10 protein-coding genes are annotated in these 9,434 nt (G+C 63.4%); 2 read left to right on the top strand and 8 right to left on the bottom strand.

The annotated features are described in order from the left end of the window. Positions 1-68: 68 nt before the first annotated feature. Together HX807_RS00180 and HX807_RS00175 are read left to right on the top strand one after the other, a co-directional pair. Positions 69-1,034, top strand: coding sequence for an AraC family transcriptional regulator (locus HX807_RS00180; protein WP_102368998.1), 966 nt, complete (start codon positions 69-71; stop codon positions 1,032-1,034). Positions 1,035-1,133: 99 nt separating this feature from the next. Next, complete coding sequence (locus HX807_RS00175; protein ID WP_003207761.1) at positions 1,134-1,418, top strand: hypothetical protein; 285 nt, start codon at positions 1,134-1,136, stop codon at positions 1,416-1,418. Between the two features lies 1 nt (position 1,419). On the opposite strand, the gene HX807_RS00170 is transcribed toward HX807_RS00175, so the two are convergent. The 8 genes from HX807_RS00170 to HX807_RS00135 form a co-directional block, all read right to left on the bottom strand. Next, positions 1,420-2,055: a LysE family translocator gene (locus HX807_RS00170; RefSeq protein ID WP_003207760.1), complete on the bottom strand. Its 636-nt coding sequence runs from the start codon at positions 2,053-2,055 to the stop codon at positions 1,420-1,422. Positions 2,056-2,263: 208 nt separating this feature from the next. Beyond that, positions 2,264-2,455: a hypothetical protein gene (locus tag HX807_RS00165; RefSeq protein WP_023658809.1), complete on the bottom strand. Its 192-nt coding sequence runs from the start codon at positions 2,453-2,455 to the stop codon at positions 2,264-2,266. A gap of 87 nt (positions 2,456-2,542) precedes the next feature. Then, a complete protein-coding gene (locus HX807_RS00160; protein WP_177028280.1) occupies positions 2,543-3,226 on the bottom strand; it encodes an HAD-IA family hydrolase in 684 nt (227 codons plus the stop codon). 10 nt (positions 3,227-3,236) lie between these two features. Further along, a complete protein-coding gene (locus HX807_RS00155; RefSeq protein WP_003207754.1) occupies positions 3,237-4,265 on the bottom strand; it encodes an ABC transporter permease in 1,029 nt (342 codons plus the stop codon). Then, positions 4,262-5,758: a sugar ABC transporter ATP-binding protein gene (locus HX807_RS00150; protein WP_003207752.1), complete on the bottom strand. Its 1,497-nt coding sequence runs from the start codon at positions 5,756-5,758 to the stop codon at positions 4,262-4,264. Before HX807_RS00150 ends, HX807_RS00155 begins: the two co-directional genes overlap by 4 nt. Continuing rightward, positions 5,751-6,737: a sugar-binding transcriptional regulator gene (locus HX807_RS00145; RefSeq protein WP_177049026.1), complete on the bottom strand. Its 987-nt coding sequence runs from the start codon at positions 6,735-6,737 to the stop codon at positions 5,751-5,753. The genes HX807_RS00150 and HX807_RS00145 overlap by 8 nt, the downstream gene beginning before the upstream one ends. Next, the gene (locus HX807_RS00140) at positions 6,734-8,254 is read right to left on the bottom strand and encodes a ribulokinase (RefSeq protein WP_177023101.1); all 1,521 of its coding nucleotides are present in this window, start codon (positions 8,252-8,254) and stop codon (positions 6,734-6,736) included. Before HX807_RS00140 ends, HX807_RS00145 begins: the two co-directional genes overlap by 4 nt. A 93-nt stretch (positions 8,255-8,347) precedes the next feature. Then, positions 8,348-9,364 (bottom strand): galactitol-1-phosphate 5-dehydrogenase, encoded by a 1,017-nt coding sequence (locus HX807_RS00135; RefSeq protein ID WP_023658808.1) that lies wholly within the window; start codon positions 9,362-9,364, stop codon positions 8,348-8,350. Positions 9,365-9,434 lie beyond the last annotated feature (70 nt).

Genomic DNA, 9,434 nt, shown 5'->3' with positions numbered 1-9,434 from the left:
CAGCATATCCATCCGACCTAGACGATGAATGCGCTAGACTCCAATTTTTATAAGCAATCGTCTAAATCATGACTGATCCATTTTCCGAGTTGCTCACCTTCATGCAAGCCCGCTCCGTGATGTCCGGCGGCCTGGTGGCGGGCGGACGCTGGGCGATCGCCTTTCCACCGGCTACCCAATTGAAGTTCTGGGGCGTGTTGCGAGGGACGTGCTGGCTGAAGATCAAAGGCGAAAGCACGCCCATTGCGGTAAACGAAGGCGATGTGTTTCTACTGTCGGCCGAAAGGCCCCATGTCATGGCCAGTGACCTGAGTGCAACACCGGTGGATTTGCAACAGATCCTCGACAAGCGAGTGGGTGCCCTGGCGTATCACGGCGATGGGGATGAGTTCTTCATGATTGGCGGCAAGGTGGAACTCAGCCCTGACTCCGAACACCTGCTACGTGCAGCACTGGCGCCCTTCATCCATTTGAATGCCAGGACCCATGCGCTCGAAACACTGCATTGGTTGCTCAATCAACTGGTGCGTGAACGGGAGCATGATCGTCCGGGTGCAGCAGTGGCCTCATCGCAACTGGCGCACCTGATGTTCATCGAAATTCTGCGTTTGCATTTCGAAACCGCACCGCCGCTGTCCGGCAGTTGGCTGCGCGCCATGACCGACAAACGCCTGGCGCCGGCGCTGCGCCTTATCCATGGCGAGCCGGGCGAAACCAGGCCGTTGGAGGTACTGGCCAAGGCGTGTGCAATGTCGCGAGCCAGCTTTGCGGCCTACTTCAAGGACGTCGCCGGGGTCTCGCCGATGGCCTACCTCACCCAGTGGCGCATGCGTCTGGCAGCGCGGGCGCTGGCTGAGGGCAAACGCTCGTTGATCGAGCTCGCGCTCTCGCTGGGCTACAACTCCCAGAGTGCATTCAGCCATGCCTTCAAACGTGAGATCGGCCGCTCGCCGTTGCATTACCAGCAGGCGCTACGGGTGTCGACGGAGGCGCAATACCCTCAAACGAACGCATGGAGCAGCGAACTGTCATAAAAGACAGAGCGGTGAACATCAGCCAATGGCTGCCCCGCCCTGCCCGCGCGCATCAGCAGATTACCGATGCGACGCATCCCCCAAGAAGGAGACGCTTACATGGTCATTCACTTCAAGGTCGCCGGGCATCTTGCCTGCGGTCATCACGGCAACAACCTCCCTTCCAGCACCGAGCTGAATCGGGTCAAGTGCCGTACCTGCCGTAACACCGAAGTCTTCAAGGAAGCCCGCCGCACCCAACGCAACGCCGCTCGGCGTGCCGCGCGCAAGTCCAAAACCGCCCATGCCGCCGGTGACTGGCGCAGTGCCTGGACCCAGCGCCTGACCGACCTGCCAGGCCGTCAGCGCCTGCCACGCGGGTTCCACGGCCAGCCATTCGTTTAAGTTACGCAGCCGGGGCACGACGGTAAGCGGCCAACAGCACGCCCATCGTCATCAACAACCCACCCGCCCCACGGTTGAAATGCTGCAAATGTGCGGGCCGCAGGCGACTGAGCAAGCGTGCCCCGCATAACGCGTAGAACATCATGATGCTGACATTGAGCACGCACAGCGCCAGCAACAGGCACGCGTACTGCGGCAGTTGCGCCTGGGTGCTGTCGACGAATTGCGGCAGGAATGCCGACATGAACAACAATGCCTTGGGATTGGAAATCGCCACCAGGAAACTGCGGGTGAAAATACTCGCCGAGCGGGTGCCGCCGTCCTCACCTTCGCCCACCGATGGCAACGCCGCCTGGGGTGATCGCAACATCTGCCAGCCGATCCAGATGAGGTACGCCGAACCGATCCATTTCAGCGCCTGAAACAGCCCTTCGCTGGCCGCGAGCAGCAATCCCAGGCCACACGCCACCGCCGTCACCAGCAACGCGTCGGCCAACACCGCCCCGGCCATGCCCCAGAACGCCGCCTGCAAACCATGGCGCGAACCATTTTGCAGGGCCAACAGAACCGTCGGGCCAGGTATCGCGATAATCGCGGCGCTCATCATCACGAACAGAAATAAGGTTGCCAGGGACATGACAGGTTCCTACGGGCTGATCAGCTGCGAATCATCCCACCATATCCTCTGTGTGGCGAGGGAGCTTGCTCCCGTTGGGCTGCGCAGCGGCCCCAAAATCCTGGGAGCGCTTCGCACTCCAGCGGGAGCAAGCCCCCTCGCCACCGGTCATGTGTTGCTCAATTGGGTGCCAATAAAAAGCCCCGGATTGACCGAGGCTGTTGAGGGCTCATGCATCATTGGCGACCGGCCTAGACCGTGCCTTGTAACCCGGTAGCGCCGCGGCATACGCCAGCGCCTGTTCACGGGAACCGAAGGATGCCAGGCGATCAGCCTTGGTACAGACGCGCCACGGGCCGCTGTTGACCTGCACGATGTCATAACCGTTGAGATGCAGCTTGTTCAGCATGGGAGTGCTCATAGTCACCTCTCTCTCCAGAGATAATCCAGGTGTTTGCCCGGTCTACCATACACCCGCTGACGACGAGGCAGCCTACCGGACGTCGAGTCAGCGGTAGGCTGGCAACCCCCATCGCGCGAGGTCAAACGCCTCCAGGCTCAGCAGTCTTCCATCCGCATGCAGGAACTTCTCCTGCGGCATCGCCGGGTCCGGGATGGCCACGGCGTACATCCCGGCCGCCTTGGCCGCAGTGATGCCAAATGGCGAATCCTCGAACACCAGGCATTCAGCGGGCGTCACTCCCAGTCGCTCGGCAGCCACCAGGAAGATATCCGGCGCCGGCTTGGCAGCGCCTACCTGAGGGTCATCGGCGGTGACGATGGCATCGAACAAGCAGAACCAGTCGCGGTGCAAGGTGGTTTTCAGTTCGAAATAGTGCCGCGACGAACTGGTACCCACCGCAATCGGCACACCGTGGGCCGACAAATGCCGCACCAGCGCCTGGGCCCCGGCCATGGCCGCCGCCTGGGGAAACCGCGCATTCATCAATGGTGTGCGTTCCTGCAAGAACGCCTCGGGGCTCATCGGCAAGCCCACGGCCTGCACGATATAGCTGGCCAGTTCATAAGCCCCCAGGCCGATGGTGTTCTGCTTCATGCTCCAGTCAAAGGTGCGGCCGTAGCGGTCGGCAATCAGTTGGGTGACTTCGGTGTAGATGCCTTCGGTGTCGAGCAGCAGGCCGTCCATGTCGAAGATCACGGCCTTGATCGGCGCGGGTAGCGGTGCATTCATCACGGTGTCCTCAGGTGCGCCCGGCGTAATGGTCGATCAAGCGGTTGAGCAAAATCGCCAGCACGATGATCACCCCGGTGATCGCCATCTGGTAGAACGAGCCCAGCCCCAGCAGGTTGAAGATATTGCGCAACACCTGCAGCAGCATCACCGCCACCGCCGTGCCTACCACGCTGCCGCGCCCGCCGAACAGGCTGGTGCCACCCAGCACCACGGCGGCAATTGCATCCAGTTCCAGGCCCTGGGCTGCGGTCGGTTGGCCGACGTGCAGGCGTGAGGTCATCAACAAGCCGGCGAATGCTGCCAGGCCGCCGCAGATGGCGAACACCGCAATCGTCACCGCCCGCACCGGCACGCCGGACAGCCGCGCAGCCTCCAGGTTGCCGCCGGTGGCCAGCACATACTCGCCAAACACCGTGTAGCGCAGCACCAGCCAGGCGATGACGGTGATCAGGATAAAGATCAGCCCCAGCACCGGAAACGCAATGCCGGCGCTGGGCCAGATGTCGATCATGGCCGAGCCGAACGAGGTGAAGCTGGCCGGCAATCCGCCAATCGGCGCACCGTCGGATGCCAGGAAGGTGGCCCCGCGCAGCGACACCAGCCCGGCCAGGGTGATGATAAAACTCGGCACCTTGCCAAAGACCGTGAGGCTGCCCATCAAGGTGCCGATGGCCAGTCCCACCAGCAACGTGGCCGGCACCGCCAGCCAGCCGCTGACCTGCTGCTGCAGGAGCACCGCCACCAGGATCCCGCCGAAGGCACACAGGCTGCCCACCGACAGGTCGATATTGGCCGTAAGGATAACGAAGGTCATGCCGATGGCGATGATCCCGACAATCGCCCCCTGCTGGAACAGGTTGGCGATGTTGCCGAAGGTCAGGAAGTCGTCCGACAGGAACGTCGCCACCACCACCGCAAACAGGAAAATGAACACAAAGTTGTAGCGCATCACCCACTCCAGCACCGCACTGCGACGGCGGCTGGTGAGGGTGACGGGCTTATCGAAAACCGGGCTTGGGTTGCTAGCAATAGTCATGGTTCTACACTCGTTCTACCGATAAGGATGGCCTGGTCGATCTGGTCGCGACTGGCAGTCAAAGGGTCGAAACACAGCGCGTTGCGCCCCTCATGCATCACCCAGATGCGGTCGCAATTGACGTACAACTCGTCCAGCTCGCTGCTGGCGACCAGCACCGCCGCCCCTTCCTGCGCCAGGCTGCGGGCCAGGGCATAGAGGTCGGCCTTGGCGCCGACATCCAGGCCACGACTGGGCTCGTCCAGCAGCAACAGGCGCGCGCCGTCGATCACCCACTTGGCCATGACCACCTTCTGTTGATTGCCGCCGGAGAGCTGGCGTACCGGTTGCTCAAGGTTGTCGAGCTTGGTCTGCAAGCGCTGCAGCACCGGGCCGGCGCGGTCCTTGGCCTGGCGATGGGAGAACCAGTTCAAGTGCCGGGTATGCACCAGGCAGGCGTTGCGGTAGATCGGCGCATCCAGCAGCAGGCCTTCGGTCTTGCGGTTTTCCGGCACCAACCCGACGCCCTGGCGGATCGCCTGGCGCGAAGTTTGCGGCTGATAAGGCTGGCCAAACAGTTCAACATCGCTGTCGTTGCGGCCCACGCCAAACAAGGCTTTGAGCAACGTGCTGCGCCCTGCCCCGTTAAGCCCGGCAAGCCCGACAATTTCGCCCTGACGCACTTCCAGCCCCTGCACGTCCAGGCCCTGCTCGCCTTGCAGCCGGCGAATATTCAGCGCCAGGTTATCCCGCGGCGCCTGACGCGGGCTGCGTTCCAGCAGGTCGCGGTGCTCGCCGACCACGGCGGCGATCAGCGCCTGGTCGTCAATCTGCGCCAGCTCGTGGGTTTGCAGGGTTCGCCCGGCACGCAGCACCGTGACCCGGTCGCCGATCTCGCGAATTTCATTCAAGCGGTGGCTGACATACAGCACCGCCACACCCGCCGCAGTGATCTCGCGAATCACCTGGAACACCCGCTTGAGTTCGGTCTCGTTCAGCGCCGCCGAAGGCTCATCCATCACCACCAGCCGGGCCTCACAGGTCAGTGCCCGGGCGATGGCCGCCAATTGCTGGTTGGCAATCGACAGGCTGCCCACCCGGTCGGAACTCGAGAAGTTGGCCCCGACCCGCAACAGTGCGGCCTTGGCCAACGCACTGCGCTTGCCCCGGGAAATAATCCCGAAGCGCTGGGGCGCATAGCCGAGCATCAGGTTCTCTTCGACGGTCATCTGCGGGATCAGGTCGAGCTCCTGATAGATCATCGCGATCCCGGCCTGGCGCGCCTGTTGCGGATTCTTCAGTTCCACCCGCCGGCCCGCCACCGACATCTCGCCGCCATCCGGGCGATGGGCGCCGGCGACGATTTTCAACAGGGTACTTTTGCCCGCGCCATTGGCACCCAGCAGGCAATGCACCTCACCGGGCCGAACGTCGAGGGAGGCATCGGTCAGCGCCACCACATTGGGCGGAAAACGCTTGCTGACATGACGGATATCCAGGGCCAACTCACTCATGATCCTGCTCCAGCAAATAGCGGGCGGTGGCCGCGTCGGTGGCCAGCACATTGACGTAGCCGGCCTTGACGCTGGCGTGGACGATGCGGTGCTTCTGCGCGCCGACGCACACGGCAATGGACCAGGCCTTGTCGCGCAAGGCGGCCAACGGCAGGCCCAGGGTGCGGGCGTCGAGTTCGGGCATCACCGGTTCACCGTCCATGCCGATAAAGCGGCCCATGATGTCGCCGACGGCGCCCAGGCGTTCCAGCTCTTCGAGCAATGGCCGGTCTATGTAACCCGACTCCATCAACACCGAATAATCAGACAACTCCCCCAGGCTGAAACACGCCACCGGCGCCTGTTGCCCGAGGCGCAATACCTGGGCGATCACCGGGTCCTGCTCCAGCGCCTCGCGGGTATGCGCATGCCCGAGAATCGCCGGCACCGGCAGCAACGTGGCCTGGCCACGGGCAGCCTGGGCGAAGCGCTCGGCGACGTTATGGCTGGACTCGCCCATCGAACGGGTATTGATCGCGCCGTTCAGCAGCACCACGTTGACCCCCTCGTTCCAGCGCGGCACCAGCCACTGGGCCATTTTGGTCAGGGTGCGGCCCCACGACACGCCGATCAGCGCCGGCATCGGCTGCAAGTTGCACAGGTAACGGGCGGCGGCCTGGGTCACCACGTTCAGCGCGGTGTCGGCATCTTCCACATCCAGCACCAACGCTTCACGCAGGCCGAAACGCCGTTGCAAGGCCACTTCCAGCTGCGGCAAGCGCGCCGAGCGGGCGACGATATCGATGCGCACCACCCCGCAATCCCGCGCCTCGCGCAGCAAGCGGCTGACTTGCCAGCGGGTCAGGCCGGTCTCCCGGGAGATATCGCTTTGGGTCTTTTCCAGGTCGTAATACAGCTTGGCCACCTGGACCATCAAGTCATCACGCTGGGAATCGGCCGACAACCGCGTGGCAAACGTTTCTTCAGGATGGGCGCTCATGCTGCCGGCCTTACGCCGAGCGTGCGGTTCGCCGGTGGCTTGCAACTGATGGGCGCGACGCTGTCGGTGGCGGCGCGGTAGCGGCCCAACAGCTCGATGTATTGCTCGTGGGCGTAAGGGTCGGGCTCGATCAGCCGGCCGATGGTGGTGAAGTCGGTAGCGGCTTCCTGCAAGGTGCCGAACTCACCAAGGGCGCAGGCGGCAGCGGCGGCGGTGCCGATCAGGGTGAGGTTGTCGTGGGGCACCATTTCGAACGGCACACCGGTGGCATCCACCGTGGCCTGCAACCACAACGGGTTCTTCTGGAAACCACCGGCGGCGACCACCCGGGTGATCTCGATGCCCTCGGAGCGCCAGGTGTGAAAGATGTTCGCCGAGCCCAGGGCAATCGCTTCCACCGAGGCGCGGTACAGGTCATGCCGGTCATGGTTCAGCGACAGGCCCATGATCGCGCCGCGCATGTCCGGTGAGCGGTACGGTGTACGGTTGCCCATCCAGTAATCGAGCACCAGCAAGCCGGTGGAGCCGGGCTGCAGTTCTGCGGCCTGGCGGATCAGGCGCTGGTGCCCGGCATCGTCGAGGCCGAACATCTTTTGCGCCAGCCAGTTGAGGATCGAACCGGCGGAGACTTGCCCGCCTTCCATCAACCATTGGCCGTCGAGCAAGGCGCCGGGGTACGGGCCCCAGATGCCCGGTACGTCGATGCGTTGCGGGGTGTGCATCAGTTGCACCACCGAGGTACCGCCGATAAACAACAGCTCGCCGGCGCCAGTGGTGCCGGCACTGAGCATTGCCATGTGGGCGTCGATTCCGCCCTGGGCCACCAGGGTGTCGCGGCTCAGGCCCAGATGATTGGCGGCATCGGCGCTCAAAGGGCCGATCCGCCCACCGACCTTGATCACTTCCTGAGGGAGTTTTTGCGCCAGTTCAGGCACGCCCAGTTCGGCGTACAATTCCACCGGAAAACGCTGCTGCAGGGTGTCGTAATTCCACTTGCAACTGGCATTCAATTGGGAGGCGACCCAACGCCCGGTCAACTGAAAGTTGATCCAGTCCACGGCCTCGCAAATACGCTCGGCGCGCTGGTAAACCTGAGGCTCGTGCTCGGCCAGCCACATGGCCTTGGGCACCAGCCATTCCACCGCGTCACCGCCCTGGTTCATCATCGGGTGGCTGATGTGGGCCGTGCGCGCCGACTCGGCAGCGGCGCGGCAATCCATCCATAACAACGCCGGGGCCAGGGGTTGGCCGTCCGCCTGGGCAACCACCACGGTGGAGGCTGTGGTGGCGACGCACACCGCCGCCACCTGCGGGTGCCCGGCCTGGGCCATCAACTGCCGGCAGGCCTTGCCCAGCGCCGACCACCAGTCCGCCGGCGCCTGCTCGGCCCAACCCAACTGCGGGTATTGCGTGGCATACGGCGCCTCGGCGACGTGTACCAGTTTGTGGCTGTGCAGGTCATACAAACCAGCCCGCACCCCACCTGTTCCGAAATCCAGTCCCAACAACAAGGTCATCGGTAGTTCTCCTGCGTCTTGTAACAACGCTTTTTGTTTTAAGCCCGGCAACGCACAGCGTCGTCGGGCTTGGCGACACACAGCTGACGCGGCTCAGGGACGGAAAATTACCTTGGCCGCGACTTCGCTGCGATCGGCATAGCGCTTGAACATCGCCGGCAATTCATCCAGCGGCAAGTCGTGGGTAATCATGAACTGCCACTGCAATTCACCGGAAGCCAGCTTGTCGATGGAGGCCGTCCACTCATCGCCCGGGAACGGTGCCGAGAACGAGTTCCAGGCGCCGTGCAGGGAGATTTCCTGGCGCAGGAAGTGCGAGAACGTCGCAGTGCTGAGGGCCACGTCACTGGTGGGAATGCCGATAAACACCACATGCCCGCCAGCCTTGGTCAGTTGCACGGCCTGGTTGATCGAGCTGGGATGGCCTGCCGCTTCAATCACCAGTTGGCAACGGGGCAACTCGGCATCCGCCGCGCCGCTGAGCAGGGTGTGGGTGGCGCCGGCTTCGCGGGCCATGGCGAGTTTCTCTTCGGCGATGTCGATGGCGACGATGTCCTTGGCCCCCATGATCCGCAGCCACTGGATCGCAAACAGGCCGATTGGCCCGCAACCTACCACTGCCCCGCTCTGCCCGGCCTTGAAGTCGGCTTTCCAGATCGCATGCAGGGCAATCGCCGCCGGGTCCACCAGGGACGCGGCAATCGGGTCCATGCCTTGGGGCACCTTGATCAGGTTGCTCAGGGGCACATTGACGTACTCGGCATACGCGCCGTCGCGGCGGCTGCCGAAGTAATCGTAGCGCTCCGAGCGGGACGGAAAGCCACGGGCATATTGGTCGCTGCTGACGTCCGGGATCATCGGCGGCACAGTCACCAGTTCGCCGATGGCATAGCCTTCGACACCGCTGCCGATCTCTTCGATAAAGCCTGCGAATTCATGGCCGCAAATCAGCGGCATCACATGGGCGCCCTTGCTCAGCATGCGCGGGATATCCGAGCCGCACACGCCGCAGGCGGCGACCCGAACCAGCGCGTGGCCGGCCTTGACCGCAGGTTTTGGAACATCTTCGACCCGGATATCGCCCGGTTGGTACATGACGGCAGCTTTCACAGTGAATTCCTCTGTTGAGTGACGAGTGCGTTCGACCAGGCACCTCCCGCAAGAGGTGCCCGCAAAAATC

Source organism: Pseudomonas sp. D8002 (assembly GCF_013385695.1).
Lineage (GTDB): Bacteria > Pseudomonadota > Gammaproteobacteria > Pseudomonadales > Pseudomonadaceae > Aquipseudomonas.
This window is presented reverse-complemented; position numbering and strand designations above follow the sequence as displayed.